The organism is Peptoniphilus obesi ph1, assembly GCF_000311865.1.
Classification (GTDB): domain Bacteria; phylum Bacillota; class Clostridia; order Tissierellales; family Peptoniphilaceae; genus Peptoniphilus_E; species Peptoniphilus_E obesi.
Genome location: NZ_HE978582.1, coordinates 80984 through 97426, shown reverse-complemented (window position 1 = coordinate 97426; position 16443 = coordinate 80984). Strand labels below are relative to the sequence as shown.

General features: G+C 31.2%; 15 protein-coding genes and 2 pseudogenes. All 17 read left to right on the top strand.

Going from position 1 to position 16443, the window contains the following annotated elements; all coding sequences use genetic code 11:
* The first annotated feature begins 72 nt into the window (after nucleotides 1-72).
* Nucleotides 73-846, top strand: coding sequence for a replication initiator protein A (locus tag HGPB_RS06325; RefSeq protein ID WP_019132849.1), 774 nt, complete (start codon nucleotides 73-75; stop codon nucleotides 844-846).
* Nucleotides 843-1670, top strand: a complete 828-nt coding sequence (locus HGPB_RS06320) for an ATP-binding protein (RefSeq protein WP_019132848.1) — start codon at nucleotides 843-845, stop codon at nucleotides 1668-1670. The genes HGPB_RS06325 and HGPB_RS06320 overlap by 4 nt, the downstream gene beginning before the upstream one ends.
* The gene (locus HGPB_RS06315) at nucleotides 1663-2148 is read left to right on the top strand and encodes a PcfB family protein (RefSeq protein WP_019132847.1); all 486 of its coding nucleotides are present in this window, start codon (nucleotides 1663-1665) and stop codon (nucleotides 2146-2148) included. Before HGPB_RS06320 ends, HGPB_RS06315 begins: the two co-directional genes overlap by 8 nt.
* Nucleotides 2145-2879: a phage antirepressor KilAC domain-containing protein gene (locus HGPB_RS06310; RefSeq protein WP_019132846.1), complete on the top strand. Its 735-nt coding sequence runs from the start codon at nucleotides 2145-2147 to the stop codon at nucleotides 2877-2879. Before HGPB_RS06315 ends, HGPB_RS06310 begins: the two co-directional genes overlap by 4 nt.
* A pseudogene (locus tag HGPB_RS06305) lies at nucleotides 2872-3867 on the top strand (type IV secretory system conjugative DNA transfer family protein); the annotation flags it as partial. The gene HGPB_RS06310 and the pseudogene HGPB_RS06305, both read left to right, overlap by 8 nt.
* Before the next feature lie 96 nt (nucleotides 3868-3963).
* Entirely contained in the window at nucleotides 3964-5790 is a 1827-nt protein-coding gene (locus HGPB_RS06300) for a recombinase family protein (RefSeq protein WP_019132844.1), read from the top strand.
* Nucleotides 5791-5890: 100 nt separating this feature from the next.
* A pseudogene (locus tag HGPB_RS09035) lies at nucleotides 5891-6043 on the top strand (TetR/AcrR family transcriptional regulator); the annotation flags it as partial.
* Nucleotides 6044-6103: 60 nt separating this feature from the next.
* The gene (locus HGPB_RS06295) at nucleotides 6104-6502 is read left to right on the top strand and encodes a hypothetical protein (RefSeq protein ID WP_000184354.1); all 399 of its coding nucleotides are present in this window, start codon (nucleotides 6104-6106) and stop codon (nucleotides 6500-6502) included.
* Between the two features lie 171 nt (nucleotides 6503-6673).
* Nucleotides 6674-7267, top strand: coding sequence for an MptD family putative ECF transporter S component (locus HGPB_RS06290; protein WP_001005732.1), 594 nt, complete (start codon nucleotides 6674-6676; stop codon nucleotides 7265-7267).
* Nucleotides 7268-7954, top strand: coding sequence for an energy-coupling factor transporter transmembrane component T family protein (locus HGPB_RS06285; protein WP_000398547.1), 687 nt, complete (start codon nucleotides 7268-7270; stop codon nucleotides 7952-7954).
* Between the two features lie 12 nt (nucleotides 7955-7966).
* Entirely contained in the window at nucleotides 7967-9382 is a 1416-nt protein-coding gene (locus HGPB_RS06280; RefSeq protein ID WP_019132843.1) for an ABC transporter ATP-binding protein, read from the top strand.
* 3 nt (nucleotides 9383-9385) lie between these two features.
* The gene (locus tag HGPB_RS06275; RefSeq protein ID WP_019132842.1) at nucleotides 9386-11098 is read left to right on the top strand and encodes an ABC transporter ATP-binding protein; all 1713 of its coding nucleotides are present in this window, start codon (nucleotides 9386-9388) and stop codon (nucleotides 11096-11098) included.
* Between the two features lies 1 nt (nucleotide 11099).
* On the top strand, nucleotides 11100-12842 hold the full coding sequence (locus tag HGPB_RS06270) for an ABC transporter ATP-binding protein (RefSeq protein ID WP_019132841.1): 1743 nt from the start codon (nucleotides 11100-11102) through the stop codon (nucleotides 12840-12842).
* A gap of 256 nt (nucleotides 12843-13098) precedes the next feature.
* Entirely contained in the window at nucleotides 13099-13515 is a 417-nt protein-coding gene (locus HGPB_RS06265) for a sigma factor-like helix-turn-helix DNA-binding protein (protein ID WP_019132840.1), read from the top strand.
* A gap of 83 nt (nucleotides 13516-13598) precedes the next feature.
* A complete protein-coding gene (locus tag HGPB_RS06260) occupies nucleotides 13599-13928 on the top strand; it encodes a DUF3847 domain-containing protein (protein ID WP_019132839.1) in 330 nt (109 codons plus the stop codon).
* A 247-nt stretch (nucleotides 13929-14175) separates the two neighbouring features.
* Complete coding sequence (gene mobQ, locus HGPB_RS06255) at nucleotides 14176-15828, top strand: MobQ family relaxase (RefSeq protein ID WP_019132838.1); 1653 nt, start codon at nucleotides 14176-14178, stop codon at nucleotides 15826-15828.
* A 2-nt stretch (nucleotides 15829-15830) separates the two neighbouring features.
* On the top strand, nucleotides 15831-16443 hold a 613-nt coding region (locus HGPB_RS06250; protein WP_019132837.1), incomplete at its 3' end, for a phage replisome organizer N-terminal domain-containing protein.

The following is a 16443-nucleotide window of genomic DNA, read 5'->3' as shown; positions in this document are numbered from 1 at the left end:
TATTAGACAATCGTAGACGATAGAAAGAAATAATTCTGTCGTCTTTTTTTATTTCACAGAAAGGAGGTAAGGATGAATTTTGATTATTTTTATAATAGGCAATCTGAGATGTATAACTTCATTAGGTTGCCTAGGGTATTAATGGAAGATGAGATTTTTGAGAGCATATCTATTGAAGCAAAAGTTTTATATTCATATATGCTTAATCGAATGGGTCTTTCATATAAAAATGGTTGGATAGATGAAGATGGAAAAGTCTTTATTTACTACACAATTGAAAGTATAAAAGATCAATTTAATTGTGCCAGTGAAAAAGCAAATAAATTAATAGCTGAGCTTGATATTAAGTCAGGAATAGGACTAATTGAAAAGAAAAGACAAGGACTTGGAAAGCCTAATAGAATTTATGTTAAAGACTTTATGAGCATATTTAATAATATGGAATTTAAAAATCAAGAAGTTCGAAAAACAAAATTCCAGAAGTTCGATAATCGAAATTCAAGAGATTCGAATATCGAAAGTCAAGATTTTCGAAAATCGGAAGGTAACTATAACAATATTAATAATAATGAGTTAAGAAAGAATGATTTTAGTAAGGGGCAAAAGCCTTATGGAATATATAAAAATATATTTTTGACTGATGAAGAATACAAGGACTTAACAAATGAGTTAGGAAGCAGAATTAGTGAGTACATTGATAGATTATCGTCATATATGAAAGCAAATAATAGAGCGTATCAAGATCATAAGGCAACGATAATCAATTGGTATCTTAATGATCAGGCGAAAAGCATTAATGACAAATCAACAAGAAAAATGAATTACGATATAGGAGAGAGTTTATGAAAAACTTAAAAGATTTTGTATTAAGAGAAAATGATATTGAAAGAAATGGACATATCTATTGCAAGGTATGCGGTAAAAGAGTTGATGGAGAATTACTTGACCTTGGATTTACAAAGTTTATTCCAAGAATTAAATGTGAATGTGAAATAAAAAGAGATAGAGAAAACGAAGAAAGAGAAAGACTGATGAAAATATCGTTATTGAAAAGAGATTGCTTCTCATCTCCAATCCAACACCAGTATACTTTTGAGAAATTCTTAAATGAAAAAGGTCAAGCCTATAAGGTTGCCTATAATTATGCTAAGAGCTTTGAGCAAATGAAGGAAGACAATGTTGGACTTTTATTTTATGGAGATGTTGGTAGTGGAAAGACTTATCTTGCTTGTTCAATTGCAAATGAATTAATCGAAAGAAAACAAGTTAAAGTTAAGATTTTGAACTTATCTCAGGTTATAAACCAAATACAAAAATCTGCATTTAAGCTATATTCAAATGAAATTATAGATAACCTATCTAATATTCCTTTGTTAATCTTAGATGATCTTGGAATTGAAAGGGATACATCTTATGCAAGAGAACAGGTATATAACATTATAAACTCAAGATACTTAAAAGGCAGGCCGACAATTTTCACTACAAACTTATCATTGGAAATTATTCAAAATCCAAACATTGACCTTGAGTATCAGAGGATATATTCAAGGATACTTGAAATGACAATACCAGTTAAAGTTACGGGAGAAGATTTTAGAAGAAAAATCCAACAAGAGAAGTTAAGAAAATACAAAGAGTTACTTTTATATGGAGGTGGAATAGATGATTAATGAAGAAGTATCTAGGTCAAGTCTTAATCTTGAAGTAAGGCTTGCAAAAGCAACAAGTAAAGCAATTCTTGATGCCTTAAAGAAAGTACACAAGCAAATAGAGGAACAAGGAGGCTTGAAAAATGTAATAAAAAATAATGGAGAAGAAGTAAAGCTAAAAGATATGGTTAGAAAGGGACAGTTAGAAGAAATTAATCTAAAAGATCCTGAGTTAAAAGAACTAAAGAAAATTTTAAACAAACACGGAGTGAAGTTTTCTGTTATGAAAGATAAGGAAACTGGCAACCACTCTGTGTTTTTTCAATCTAAGGATATAAAAGTAATGGAACACGCCTTTAAAAAAGCAGTTAAGGCTTCTGAAAGAAAGGCCGATAGAAAAGATTCAATAACGAAGACTATAAATAAGTTTAAAGATATGGCTAAAGATACCATTAGCAAAGATAAAGTTAAAAATAAACATAAGGAGCAAAGCTTATGATAAGTAATTTAAAAACATTTGAAAATAAGAATTTTGGGAAACTCACTGTTATAGAAAAAGACGATGAGTTTTTCTTTATAGCAAATGAAGTAGCAACTATGTTGGGATATGTCAATCCGAGGAAAGCTGTTTATGACCATGTAGATGAAGAAGATAAGGGTGTAACGAAATGGAACACCCCTGGAGGAATACAGAATATTTCAATAATTAACGAATCAGGATTGTATTCACTTATCCTCTCATCAAAGCTACCACAAGCAAAAATATTCAAAGCTTGGGTAACTAGAGAAGTCTTACCAAGTATTAGAAAAAATGGAGGATATATAGCTGGTCAAGAAAAGAAAACTAACGAAGAGCTACTTGCAGATGCAATTCTTGTAGCCAATAGAATTATTGCCGAAAGAGAAGAAGAAATTGAAGAATTAAGACCAAAGGCAGACTATTATGACAAATTAGTAGATTATAATCTACTTACAAACTTTAGAAATACTGCCAAAGAGTTAGGAATACCACAAAATCAGTTTATAAGTTTTTTAATGGATAAAAGATTAATTTATAGAGATAAGAAAAAGAAACTCTTACCTTATGCAGATAAGAATAAGGGATATTTTGAAGTAAAGGAATGGGTTGATCCACTAGGTACACTTGTAGGAATACAAACATTTATAACACCAAAGGGAAGACACTACCTACTAATTTTATTAGATAGCGAAGGTTTTTACGATGAATAAGATATTGGAAGCTATTCTTTCTGATATTAAAAACCTAATTAAAATAGACAACCCAAAGAAATTTATATTAGCAAACATTCCTTATCTATCCTTTTTCTATATTGGAAATATCTTTTCTAAACACATCAATTCTTATGTAGGAGGAGATATTATTGATAGATTAATGGTGGGGATTTCTGATATAGGAACTTTATCTTATATACCAAGCCTTAATCCAAAGGACTTGTTAGTGGGTATTTCAGTTGCTGCTATGCTCAAGTTAATTGTTTATAGCAAAGGAAAAAATAAAAAGAAATATAGGCAAGGGAAAGAATATGGATCTGCAAGATGGGGAGAAAGCAAGGATATTGCTCCATACATTGACCCTAAGTTTGAAAACAATGTTCTCATAACTAATACCGAAAGACTTACAATGAACTCAAGACCTAAAAATCCTAAATATGCTAGAAATAAAAATGTATTAGTAATAGGTGGTTCTGGATCAGGTAAAACAAGATTTTATGTAAAGCCAAATCTAATGCAAATGCACTCTTCCTATGTAGTAACAGACCCTAAGGGGACACTTGTGTTAGAGTGTGGAAAAATGCTTTATGAAAATGGATATGACATAAAAATTTTAAATACAATAAACTTCAAAAAGTCCATGAAATACAATCCCTTTGCTTATCTTCGATCAGAAAAAGATATTTTAAAGCTTGTTCAAACCATAATTGCTAATACCAAGGGAGATGGAGAAAAGGCAGGAGAAGATTTCTGGGTAAAGGCCGAAAAGCTATATTACACTGCCCTTATCGGTTATATTTATTATGAAGCTCCAGAAGAAGAAAAGAACTTTAAGACACTTTTGGATATGATTGACGCAAGTGAGGTCAGAGAAGATGACGAAACCTATATGAACCCAATTGATAGGCTATTTGAAGCTCTTGAAAAGAAAGACCCTAGCCATTTTGCAGTTAAGCAATATAAGAAATATAAGCTGGCAGCAGGAGTAATAGAATTAAGGAGAACACTTAATCACTGTTTTAGTGAAATATGTACTTCTTAATTCTTTTTTGTTTAAGAAATTAAGAGGAAGGAGGAAAAAGTGAGGAATTTTGAAAAGATAACAGCACTCTATGAGAGATTAAGTCGAGATGATGAACTTGAAGGAGAAAGTAACTCAATCGTTAATCAAAAGAAAATCCTTGAAGAATATGCAAGTAAGAATAATTTAACCAACATCATCCATTTTACAGATGACGGAATAAGCGGGACACAGTTTGATAGACCAGGCTTTATGGAAATGATGAATGGAGTAAATACTGGAAATATCGGTTGTATCATCGTAAAGGATATGAGTAGACTCGGCAGAGATTATCTCAAAGTCGGTCAATGTATGGAGATATTAAGACAAAAGGGCGTAAGACTGATTGCTATCAATGATAATGTAGACAGCTTTTACAGAGAAGATGATTTTACCCCTTTTAGAAATATTATGAATGAATGGTATGCAAGAGATACTTCAAGAAAAATACAATCTACATTTAGATCAAAAGGAGAAAGTGGAAAGCATACGGCAAGCACTCCACCTTATGGCTACATCAAAGATGAAAAAGACAAAGATAAGTGGGTTGTAGATGAAAAAGCAGCAGAGATAGTAAGGCGAATATTTAACCTGACCATGCAAGGCAATGGTCCGTATCGAATAGCAAAGATATTGGAGAGTGAAAAAGTAGATATACCCGCCTATCATCAACAGAAATTAGGCTATGGACTATATCAAAGCAAAAACTTTGAACATCCCTATCGTTGGTGCAGTTCAACTATAGCAAGCATTTTAAAGAAACAAGAATACTTGGGGCATACAGTCAATTTCAAAACCAGAAAGCACTTCAAGGACAAGAAAAGCAAATATGTATCCGAGGATAACTGGCTTATTTTTGAAAATACACACGAGCCAATCATAGACCAAGAAACCTTTGATAATGTGCAAAGGATAAGAGGAAATGTAAAAAGGTATCCTGATGGTTGGGGCGAATATCACCCACTAACAGGATTGATGTATTGTGCGGATTGTGGGAGCAAGATGTATGTTCATAGAACAAGCAATTATAAGAATATTCCCTATTACACTTGCAGTGCCTATACCAAAACACCTTGTGGCACACTTTGTCCATCAGCACACAGAATAAAAGCAGAAGTAGTCTTAAATCTTATTAGGGAAACACTAAAAGATATTAAAAAATACCTTTATGAAGATAATGAAGCCTTTATCCGTTCCATTCAAAATGAAATGGAAGAAAAGGAAAAAATAGAGATAGAAAAGAAATACACAAGGCTTATTGACAGCAAAGGAAGATTACAGGAATTAGAAAGACTGATGTGTCGTATCTATGAAGATATGATCCTTAACAAAATACCAAATAGCAGATATGAAATACTAAATAACCAATATGAAACGGAGCAGATAACTTTAAGTAAAGAAATTAAGGATTTGGAGCAGCAGGTATCAAGATATGAAAAAGAAACAGACAGAGCTAAAAAATTTATATCTCTTATCAGTCGTTATGAAAACTTTGATGAACTTACAACTACAATGATAAATGAGTTTGTAGAAAAGATTATCGTACATGAAAGAGATAGAAAAGGAAGTCAGACATCAAAGCAAAAGATAGAAATTTACTTTAATTTCATAGGCAATTATGAACTGCCACAGGCGGAGTTAAGTGATGAAGAAAAACAAAAACTTGAGGAAGAAGAAAGAAAAATCGAAGAAAGAAAAGACAAGCTACATCAAAATTACCTGAAACGAAAAGCAAGCGGAAAACAGAAAGAGTATGAGGATAAATATAAGGCAAGAAGGGAGCAGAAGAAACAAGAGAAATTAAAGGTTTTGAAAAGAGAGGGGATACCGGCAAGAGATTTTCAGTAAAGGCAAGAGATTTTCAGTAGAATATTGTGGATTGACTTTGAGGTTAGATTATGCTAAAATAAAGTAAACGGTGTTATCTTAATTTGGGAGGTGAAACTTACTGAGAGACAAAGATGTTACAATAGAGAAAATATTAAAAAGTGCAAAAAGCGAGTTTACAGAGCATGGATTCGAAGAGGCTTCTATTCGCACTATTGCTAAAAATGCAGGAATTACGCCTGGTGCAATATATAAGCATTTTAAATCTAAAGAAGATATTTTTAAAGTACTTGTAAGTCCTATACTTAATCACTTATACAGAAGAAGTAAAGAATTGACAAATCAAGCGATTGAAGAAATTAAAGTAAATGGTTTACAAGCTTTTGGAGAAAAATCTGATGATAGTAATAGGGAATTATTGGAATTTATTTACCAAAACGATCCTATAGTTAATCTTCTGTTTAACTGTTCTCAGGGTACGGAATTTGAATCAATTCGTCATGATTTAGTGAATCTTGAAGTGCAGGGCGCTAAGAAATTAATTGAGATTCTTAAAGAAAAAAAGATTGAAGTAAATGATTTGAATGATGATGAACTTCATGTTCTTTATACAATGGCATGTACGCCTTTATTTGAGGTAATCACACATAGGTATCCATATAATGAAGCCTTAAATTTTATCGATATGATGGAGGCAGCAATGAATTTTGGTTGGAGGAGGATTATTAAATGAAAACATAATATAAAATTAAAAAATAATAAATTTTGAAATCGGGTTAATCCCGATTTTCTGCGTTTTATGGAAAGTAAACAATAATAAGAAAAATTTACCAGTAAAGATTATTTTGAATCAATCATATTGCAACTGGTAAATAAATATAAAAATTTAAATGGAGGTATTCAAATGAATGAAAGAAAATTAAAAACAAAAGATTTAGTTAACATCGGTATTTTTTCGGTAATATACATGGCGTTATCAATGGCGGTAATGTTTATTCCTGTGTTTTCTCCGATACTTTGGTTATTATGGCCAGCAATGACAGGCATAATATGTAATTTTATTTACATGTTGTTGGTCTCTAAGGTGCCAAAACCAGGAACGGCTTTACTTTTGATAGCAATTACAGGGATTATATATTTTGCTATAGGAGAATGCACTTTTACAATTGTCATAACTTGCGTTATTGCAGGGGTTTTAGCAGAAATTACTAGAAAAATTTTGGGATATAAAAGTCAAAAAAGCGTAATAGTATCTTCAGGATTGATTTGCATTGGGTTGATTGGCTCACCATTGCCTATGTGGTTGTTCCAAGAATCTTATATGAAGTCTATTATTAAAATGGGAATGAGTCCAGAATATGTAAATAAATTACAAACTTTAATTTCAATTCCAACACTTATCGGGATGATCATTACTGCATTTATTGGAGGAGTCATTGGTGCATATATAGGTAAAGCAATGTTCAAAAAACGTTTTGAGAAAGCTGGAATTATGTAAATGGAGGGTATTGTAAGAGGCATTATAAAGCTAAATCCACTAACTGAAATCATTTTTTTGATTTCAGTTAGTATTATTAGCTTTGCAAATAATAGCTTAAAATTAGATTTTTTTATTCTTTTAATTGTTGCTATTATAGCGTTATTTATGGGACTTGTTAAAATATCTTTAAAGGCATTATCTATGTTTGTATTATTACAGGGATTGAAATATTTTGTTTTGCCGATTCTACCAGATGTCATATCAGCACATTTTGGATTATTGGTGATTCATGCTCCTAAGTTAATACCGATTTTTTTAGTTGGTCAAATTCTTGTAAAAACTAATCCTATACGAAATATTATGTATGCCTTAAAAATGATGCATTTTCCAAAAAGCCTAATTATTTCTCTAGCAATAGGCATCAGATATTTTCCATCTTTAAGAGAAGAAAAAATATTAATCTCAGATGCAATAAAAATAAGAGGCGTGACTGGATTTAAAAAGATACAATTAGGACTAATATCATTAATAGTTACAGCTTCTAATACCGCAGATGAATTAGCTCAGGCTATTACAGTAAGAGGGATAGAAAATCCTGCAAGAAAGACTTTTATGGATGATGCAGGATTTAACATTTGGGATCTAATAATTATTCTATTATGCATTCTGATGTTCTTTAATTTAAAGTTCAAGTTATTTTTATAAGAGGTACGAAACATGATTAATATAAATGAAGCTTCATATTCCTATAAGAGAAGCTTAGAAGAACAGTTAAAGAAAATTTCAATAAAGATTAATCAAGGAGAAGTTATCTTATTATGCGGAAAATCTGGTTCTGGGAAAACAACTATAACAAAATTAATCAATGGATTGATTCCTCATTTTTTAGAGGGAAATTTATTAGGAAATATTTTTATAAATGGGATAAACACAAAACAAATGAAGATATATGAAATTTCTGAAAAAGTGGGAACAATTTTTCAAAACCCCAAAACACAGTTTTTTAATTTAGATTCAGATAGTGAACTAACATTTGGATTAGAAAATTTAGGTGAAAACCCTGATAAAATAAAAAGACAAGTTTTTAAAGTGGTACGTGATTTGGGAATTGAAAGATTAAAAAACAGAAATGTTTTTATGATGTCAGGTGGAGAAAAGCAATTACTTGCTATTGCATCTATTTATGCTACCAATCCAGATGTATATGTGTTTGATGAACCTTCTGCAAATATTGATGAGTATGGCATTGAAAGAATAAGAGAGATGCTTATAAATCTTAAAACTCAGGGCAAGACAATTATTATTTCTGAACATAGACTCTATTATTTAATGGATTTAATTGATAGAGCTATTTATTTACAAGACGGAAAAATAAAATATGTTTTTTCAAATGTGGAATTTTCTTCAATTAGTGATGACTCACGAAAGAAACTAGGACTTAGAACTTTTGTAAGAAAGAAAAATGATGATTTTGCAAATCCTGTCACATTTTGTGAATCTGATGACTTTGTAGTTTCAAATTTAGAATATGAAAATAAGAAACAAAAAATTTTAGATAAGATAAATATTTCCGGAAACAAGGGAGATATTATTGCAATAACAGGTAAAAATGGTCAAGGAAAAACAACATTAATGAGAATTTTGTGTGGACTGTTGAAAGAAAACGAAGGAAAAATAAGCTATAAAGGAAGTCCCATAAAATATAAAAAACGAAGAAAACTTTGTTATATGGTTATGCAAGATGTAATTCATCAGTTTTTTTCGGAATCTGTAAGAGATGAATTTAGTTTATTTGATTCTAAAATAGATGAAAAGCAAATAGATAATATTCTAGAAAAATTAGATCTTAAAAAATTAGATCATCGTCATCCTATGTGCTTATCAGGAGGTCAAATGCAGAGACTTTCTGTAGCATTGGGGATGTTAATGAATAGAGAAATTATTATTTTGGACGAACCAACGAGTGGACTTGATTATACAAATATGCTCGAAATAAGCAAAGTCATTAAAGAATTTTCAAATAATAAAATTATATTTATTGTTACGCATGATAATGAATTGATTGATAGTACATGTAATAAATTATTGGAAATTTGCGATGGCAGAATAAAAAGATTTTATGAAAGAAGGTAAAAGATGGATATCTTAAAGGGACATAAAAGCAAGATTTTCGCAGCTGTATTCATTGCGATAATAGGAGTAGGATTTGGTGTAATACCTTATTTTTCTGTAGCAGCCATTATTAATAACTTGGTTGCAAAAAATACAAATTTAAATAATTATTATCCATATATTTTTGCTGTATTTTTGGGATTTTTAGCAAGTATATTATTTCATGAAATATCTACTATTATTTCTCATAATCTTGCCTACAGGATTATTGAAGATAAAAGAAAGTTATTAGCTGACAAATTAAGTAAAATTTCTATGGGAGAAGTTGAAAGAAAAAGCAGCGGACAGTGGTCTCAATTTATGGTGGAAACACTTGATAAAATGGAAAAACCGATTGCTCATGTGATTCCAGAAGTTATTGCTAATATATTTATTCCTATAGTATTGATCATAACAATTTTTATAATGGACTGGAGAATAGGAATTGCAAATTTACTTACAATTCCATTGGGATTATTGTTCTCAATGTTAATGATGCGAGGTTATGAAGAAAAATCTAAAAGATACCAAGAAGCAGCTAAAGCTATGAATACGACAATGGTTGAATATGTAAATGGTATTAAAGTTATAAAAGCATTTAATAAATCAGCATCATCATTTGGGAAATTTAGAAAGACTGTTGAAGAAAATAAGAACGCAATGCTTGATTGGTACTTGAGTGTTTGTTTTTCAATGACAGCAACTATGGAAACTATCCCGTCAACTATGGTATTCGTTTTACCAGCTTCCTTGTATTTCTTTATGAAGGGTAGTGTTGAAGTAGGGACTCTTATCATGTGTATATTGCTATCATATGCTTCATATAAACCATTAATAAAAGCTATGAGTCATATGGAAACAATAGCAAATATAAAAGTTGTATTTGAAGAAATAAAAAAGATAATGGAAATTCCTAACTTAAAAAGAGGAGAAGAAGTAAGAGACATAAAATCTTATGATGTAGAGTTTAAAGATGTTACATTTGCATATGAAGAGTCAAAGAATGTATTAAATAATATTTCGTTTAGAGCAAATGAAAATGAGTTAACTGCAATCGTTGGAAATTCAGGTAGTGGAAAGTCTACTATTACAAAACTAATCGCAGGATTTTGGAATGTTTCTAATGGAGAAATTTTAATTGGAAAAACAAATTTGAACGAATTGCCTTTAAAACAGAATATGGAGCTTGTTAGCTATGTGTCACAAGAAAACTTTCTTTTTAATAAAACAATATTAGAAAATTTAAAGATGGCGAAGGAAGATGCGAGTATGGATGAAATTAAAGAGGCTTGTGAAAAAGCGAGTTGCTATAATTTTATAAAGAGCCTACCAAATGGATATGAAACTATTGTAGGAAAGGGAGGAGCAAATCTTTCTGGAGGAGAAAAGCAAAGAATTGCAATAGCTAGGTGTTTTTTAAAGAATAGTCCTATTGTACTACTTGATGAAGCAACAGCATATTCTGATCCTGACAATGAATCAGTTATTCAACAGTCTATTGATAAGTTAATTAAAGATAAAACAGTGATTATGGTAGCTCACAGGTTATCTACAATTGTAAATGCAAATAAAATAATTGTGGTGGATAATGGAGAAGTAATTGAAGAAGGCACTCATAAACAATTACTAGAGTTAAATGGGAGATACAAAAAAATGTGGGATGTATATACAGAATCTAAAGAAATCGAGGTGATATAAAGTGAGAGAATTGATAAAAACTTTATATGAGGTGTCAGGGTCATATTCAAATAAAATAACAAAAATGCTTATTTTTGATATATTTAAGGGAGTATTTGAAGGAGTTTCTTTAGGTGCAATTCTATTATGTTTGACCAAAATTTGTGAAAATATATTCACGAACCAAAGCATTTTAATGAAAGATGTGTATATTGTTTTTATTATTGCAGCTATAAGTGTGGTGGGAAAAATTATATTTGGATATCTGGCTGATAAAAACAAATATATTGCTTCGTACAATTTAGGAGCAGAAAATAGATTATATATTGGTGATCGTTTAAAAAATGTAAACATGGGATATTTCAGCACAAATTCTTTAGGGAATATAGCAGGAGCATTGTCAACTGTTATAGGTGAACTTGAAACAATAGGAGTTTTTATTATTGAGCAAATGCTTGTAGGTACAATACAGACATTAATTATGGTTATTTTCATACTACCTTATGATTTTGCAACAGCTATAATTATATTGTTGACTTTGATTGTTGGAACCTTAGTAAACTTATTTACACAAAAAAGCACAGATCAACTAACAGAGAGATTGTTAGGACTTAAATTGGATTTAAGTGAAAAAATGCTTGAGTATGTAAATGGGATAGGAATAACTAAAGCATTTGGAAAAGATCAAAATACAGTTAAGGAACTAAACGAAAGTATTACAAAAAGTCGCAAAGGCTTCCTTGCTGTAGAAAAAATTTTAGTTCCAACACAGTTTTTATTCTTGTTAGTATTTAAACTTGGTATTTGTGTGATAATTTTTAGTTCTATCATAAGATATTTATCAGGGGATATTGAAGTTACTAAAGCTATTATATTAATTGTTATGAGTTTTGTTGTTTTTTCTGGATTTGAATTAGCAGGAAGTATGCAGAGTATTAAGGGTGTTGCTGTACGAAATCTTAATACTGTTATAAATTTAAGAAATTTACCTGTAATTGAAGAAGGTGAAATGACAGAAGTAGATAAAGCAGAAATATCAATGAACAATATTTCATTTTCTTATGGAAAAGAAAATCTTTTCAATAATCTAAGTATGCTTGTTCCAGATGGAAAAACAACTGCTCTTGTTGGATTTTCAGGAAGTGGTAAAACAACACTTTGCAATTTAATGGCGAGGTTTTGGGATGTAAATTCTGGCGAAGTAAAAGTTGGAAATCTAAATATTAAACAGTACAAGTATGATGAATTGCTTTCAAATTTTAGCTTTGTTTTTCAAGACGTGTATCTTTTTGATGATACCATAAAAAACAATATTAAGTTTGGTAATCCAAATGCAACAGATGAAGAAATGATAGATATTGCCAAAAAAGCTCAGTGCCATGATTTTATTATGAAATTGCCAAAAGCTTATGATACTGTTTTGCAAGAAGGGGGTTCAAACCTATCGGGAGGTGAACGCCAGAGAATATCTATTGCGAGAGCTATGTTAAAGCCAAGTAAATTTGTAATTCTTGATGAGGCAACTTCAAGCGTAGATCCAGAAAATGAAAAACAATTATTGATTGCTTTGAAAAACTTATTAAAAGGCAAAACTGTTATTGTAATTGCACACAAGCTTTCTACTGTAAAAAATGCAGATCAGATAGTTGTTTTAAAAGACGGTGTTATAAAACAAGTAGGAACACATAGTGAACTTGTATCTAAACATGGAATATATAAGGATTTTATTGAAATCAGAAAACAATCTGAAGAATGGGTAGTTTAGAAAGGTTTGATATATGAATATTAGATAGATGTAAGAAACGGGGGAGTAAGATGAAAAAGACTTTTCATATAGAAGAAAGAAATAACAAAAAATTCTTCTTGCCTTATAGTTTCTTATTATCTCAAGCAACTAAATATATCTAAAGAAAAGATAGATTCATTTCTTTTCGGAGGACTATTTACACCAAAGTGTAGAAGTCCTCCTTTTTTTATTCTCAAAAAGCAAAAACAGAGAGCATAAAAAGGAGGATTACACAATGGACAAAAAAGAATATTTCCTTTATGTCAAAGGAAAAGCCGTACCTGTAAGTGAAGAAGTCTATAAAGCCTACTGGAAGATAACAGAGCATGAAAAATATCTCCAAAGAAAAGATTGGAAGCATAATGTTATACCATTTTCAGCACTGGATCATGATGGACACTTTGTAGATAACATCATAGATGAAAAAATAGACTTAGAAAAAATTGTAGAAGTAAAAATGCGAATTGAAGAACTTCATAAAGCATTAAATACTCTAACACAAGAAGAACGAGAGCTAATGGAAGCCATCTTCTACAAAGAAGAAAGCCTAAGGTCAATCAGCAGAAGAGAGAAAGTTACACATCAAGCAATCAGCGGGAGGAGGGACAGAATTTTAGAAAAACTGAGAAAGATTTTAGAAGATAAAATCTAAAAACTTGGAAAGGTTAAGTGTCAAAAAAGGTGCTTAACCTTTCTTTATAGAAACAAATAAATACTAAAACGGAGGAATGAAAAATGAAGAAAGAAAACACATTACAGGAAGTACATGGACAAATTTCTGAACTACAGGAAGAAAGAGAAAAGTGCGATATAAAGCTGAAGCAATTACAAAATCAAGGTAAGAAATTAGAAAAGCTGGCAAATGAAAAGGAACGAAGAAGAAGAAATCACAGGCTTATTCAAAGGGGCTTGATAGTAGAAAGAGTCATTAAAAAACCTCTAATATTCACCAATGAGGAGATAGAAGAATTACTTAAAGTTGCTACTGATACAGAAGAATACAGACAAGCCTATGAAGAAATGATAAATGGGAAAGATACAGAAGATAAAACAGACATCGAGTAGACAGAATAAAAAAACTTAGTTTTTTCAGAAGCTCCCTGCAAGGGCAAAAAGCTTCGCAGAACGCAAAGCACCCTTTAGGGTGTATAATTGCGCCCTTAGAAAAACTAAGGGATTTTAGCAAGTCTTTGAAAATCCAAAACTTAATAAAAATGTATTGATGAAGCAGATAGGAAAAGATACAAAAAATAACCTGTCTGCTTTTTCCTTTACCTGAAAACAAACAAAAAAATGAAAGGAGCTTATACAGATGGCAGAAACATTTCACTTTAGTATTTCTATGATAAGCAGAGGTAAGAGTAAATCAGCAGTTGCAAGTGCAGCATATATCTCTTGTGAGAAAATCAAAAATGAATGGGACGGAGAAGTTCATGACTATCATAATAAAAAAGGACTTTTACATTCAGAAATCTTCTTGCCGGAGAATGTCCCCATAGCATTAAAAGATAGAACTACTTTATGGAATAGCATTGAACTAAATGAGAAAGCAAGCAATGCACAGCTTGCAAGAAACTTCATTATCGCCTTACCGAAAGAATTATCTTTTGAAGAAAATAAAAAACTCATTACCGAATTCATACAAAAAAATTTTGTGTCAAAAGGAATGATAGCAGACCTTGCAATCCATGATGAAAGTGATGAAGAAAATAACAATATCCATGCTCATATTATGACTACCCTTAGACCAATCAATGAAAAAGGAGAGTGGCAGGCAAAAAGCAAAAAAGAATATGTTCTTGATGAAAACGGAGAAAAGATAAAATTAAAAAGCGGTAACTACAAAACAAGAAAAGTAGAGCTGACGGACTGGAACGATAAAGGCAACGCAGAGAAATGGAGAGAGAATTTTGCAAGCCTTTGTAATCAGTATTTAGAAAAAAATCATCAGGAAAAGAGAGTGGATCATCGCTCCTACAAAAGACAAGGGATAGAAGAAATCCCAACCATTCATTTAGGAGCAAGTGCCAGTGCCTTAGAGAAAAAAGGAATAGAAACCGACAAAGGAAACATCAACAGAGAAATCAAAAAGCATAATTCCTTAGTAAAAGCCATCAAGAACAAGATAAAAGAAATCACCTATTGGATAGACTCTTTACTTGGAAATCTGCAAGCAAAATACGATGAGTATAAACAGACCAAGAAAGATGAACTTGAGAATAAAGCGGAACTCTTTAACCTCTATGAATATATTTCTATCTACAACGAGATACAGGGAGAAAAATCAAAAAATTTATCCTACTACGGACAGATAAAAAAGGGGAATGCAGACCTAAAGAGATTTGTAAAAGCAATCTACTATTTGAAAGATAATAAACTTCAAACCATAGCAGACCTACAAGAAAAAGTCATTGAACTGGCAAAGCAAAGTAAAAAGATAAGTGGTGATATTCAGAGTAAAACACAAAGAATAAAAGACTTAAATCAGTGTGTAAGCTGCATAGACTCTATCAAAGAAAACAAAGAGGTCTATCAGGAATACAAGAGCAAAACCATATTCAAAGACAGCTTTTACAATTCCCATAAAAAAGAAATAGACAGATACCTAAGAGCAAGAAAGACCATAGAAAAAATCACCGGGACATCAGCCATAAAGTCGAGTGATTGGCAAAAAGAAATATCAAGTCTTGAAAATGAGATACAAAGTTTAACGGAAGATAAAGCTAAAGTACAAGATGAATTTAAGCAGATAGACCATATCAAATATGCAGTAAAGATTGTCAATGATGAGTATGGAATAGATTTATCCATAGAGATAGACAAGGCAATTAAGAGGGGAGATAAACCAAGTGTAATTGCACAACTGAAAAAATTTCAAGAGCAAGAGGAAAGAAAGGGTCAGTACAAACAAAAAGCAAAAGAAAAGGCTAAAGAAAATTATAAAAATAAAGGGGAGGAAAGATAAAAATGGCAGACAACAGAAGATACTATTGGTTAAAATTGAAAGAAGATTTTTTTACAGATAAGAGAATCAAAAGGCTAAGAAAAATATCAGGAGGAGATACCTATACAATCATTTATCTTAAATTGCTTTTACTTAGCTTAAAAGATAGTGGGAAGCTGTATTATGATGGAGTAGAAACAGACTTTATCAAAGAGCTTGCCTTAACGATTGATGAAACGGAAGATGATGTAATGGTTACAGTAAATTATCTTGTAGCACAAGGATTGATGGAGATAATTACAGAAAATGACGAGTATTTTTTAACAGAAATTCCAAGTCTTATAGGTTCAGAAACAGCTTCTACAAGGCGTTCAAGAAAATCGAGAGGACAAAAAGCGTTGCAATGCAACACTGGTGCAACACCTTGCAACCTTTTGCAACAAAACTGCAACGGAGATATAGAGATAGATAAAGAGATAGATATAGAGTTAGAAAAAGAGGGGGAGATAGAAAAAATATCCCCCAACCTTTATGGAGAATATAAAAATGTTTCCTTAACCGATGAAGAATATGGGAAGTTAAAGGATAAAATGCAAGGTCATAGGGAAGAAATGATAGAGAAGCTGTCAACCTATA